Below are 1,747 nucleotides of genomic sequence, written 5' to 3' on the forward strand. Positions count from 1 at the left end.
GGTTGGCATTGACGGAACAAGGTTTCAAACTTTTCCAAAGATGGAATACCCAACTCTTCTGACAGGAAATCCGACAAATAGCCCACTCTTTCAGGCCGAAGCCCGGAGTCCCTGTAGAGATCAACCAGACGATCAAGCAAGGATGCTGAGGCTACTGCGTCTGCGGGCGTGACCGGATGGTTCCCATTCCCATCCGGTGGCGGTGGTTCATCATCGTTATCATGGTTCCTCCCCTCTGGGCTGGCAGTTCGTTTAATTCTGTTGCTGCTTTGTTCTGCTGTTTGTTCAGAGGGGGAAGCCGGGGGGTGTTGGGACTGGGGCTCCCCGCTATTTCCCTCTGCGCCAGAAGCCGCCGTTATGACTGTTGCAAACTCTGTTGAAGGAAGTGATGTATCTGGCTGGAACGCATTTCGTGCTTCTGGCAACAAAGCCGGTGGGTTTCTGTTTGTTTGATGTTTAAAAAAAGGGGGTACACGACCAGAAAAGTATGAGTGGACAGCGTGCCCCTGAAACTCCCGGTTTAAATAGGTCAGCACATTGTTAATTAACTCGGGTCGCTGTTGAACAAACTGGTAAAGTGAGCCGGGGTCGCGCAGAATCTGCTCTCTTACCCTCGCTCTAAGGCTTTTTGGTGTGGATGATGAACTGAACCCTGAGAGCATTCCGTGCCATTGATAGAGATTAAATGGCGCATTGGCCACTGTGTTTACAAACAGAGTGGCCAGATTGATATGCTCACTTTCTACAAGGGTGCCAATGTCTGGTCCGTCCCAAACGGCATAATGATCCTTGATATTAAAAGGGGCATCAGCGAACTGCATTAACAGTACCGGGTCTCCTGCTCCCCAGAAATGATATTTCCGATGTCTGTCGTTGCGGGCTATGAATAGAGAAGACTTCGACCAGACCGGATAGGTGTCATTGCCGGGAGATGCCTTTTCCAATGCCCAGAGGTTGAAGTACTTCCCGGTGATGAGTGTTGGACTGGGTGTTATCGGAGTCTCAGGAATACCTGGTTGATAAAGCCACCTTTGATCCGACAACTGGTAAAGCCAGTGATTATGGTGGCAGAAGTGTATTTTTTCTTTTTCAGCTGTCCTGCCTTTATCAGGTTCGGCAAACAACTCACCATGGGAAGAAAGGCAATGAATAGCCTGATTGACCCGCTTGATGAAGCTACTGTCCAAAGCGGTTTGTCCGTCAGTGCTGATGATTTCTTTTTTGGCCAGTTCGGGCAGTAGCCACTGTTTTTCGTGATTCAGCGGAAAATTAATAAGGACACTCTGACACTTTTTATTATTGGTCAGTGGATGAGTCTGGCAGATAATGGCCTGCAGGCGATTGTGGTGACTTTCTCGCCAGGGGCGCAGAAAAAGGGTGCTGGTATGGGTGTCATTCAGCAGTGCCCATAGTGATAGCCAGACAGACAATGAATCACCATCAACTGCCTGCGTCTCTGGTGATGATGTTGAGGGTGAGGCAGTGATCTGCCATACAGGATGATGGTCGATACAACCAGTTTGCACTGATAAGCGGCCTTTCAGTAAAGCGTGGTCGATCATCACCGGGTGAGGATTGCAGTCGGGGGCATCACCAAAAGCCCGTGATAGTGATGGTATGCCCCGACTGAAAGAAGGGTAGGGTACGATTGAAGGAGGAAGTAGTTTTGCCAACAGAAACCAGCGCAGGTGACTCCACCATTGATTCTTGAAAAAAAGGGATAACTTTTCGGGTGTACCAACGTCGT

1 protein-coding gene is annotated in these 1,747 nt (G+C 49.4%); it reads right to left on the reverse strand.

Annotated features, from left to right (window positions below; all coding sequences use genetic code 11):
* Positions 1–1,673, reverse strand: a 1,673-nt coding sequence (locus KDK17_RS18790; RefSeq protein ID WP_257288792.1) for a hypothetical protein, incomplete at its 3' end; no start/stop codon positions are given.
* Positions 1,674–1,747 lie beyond the last annotated feature (74 nt).

Origin of the sequence: Endozoicomonas sp. SESOKO2 (genome assembly GCF_024606245.1) — a bacterium.
Taxonomy (GTDB): Bacteria; Pseudomonadota; Gammaproteobacteria; order Pseudomonadales; family Endozoicomonadaceae; genus Endozoicomonas_A.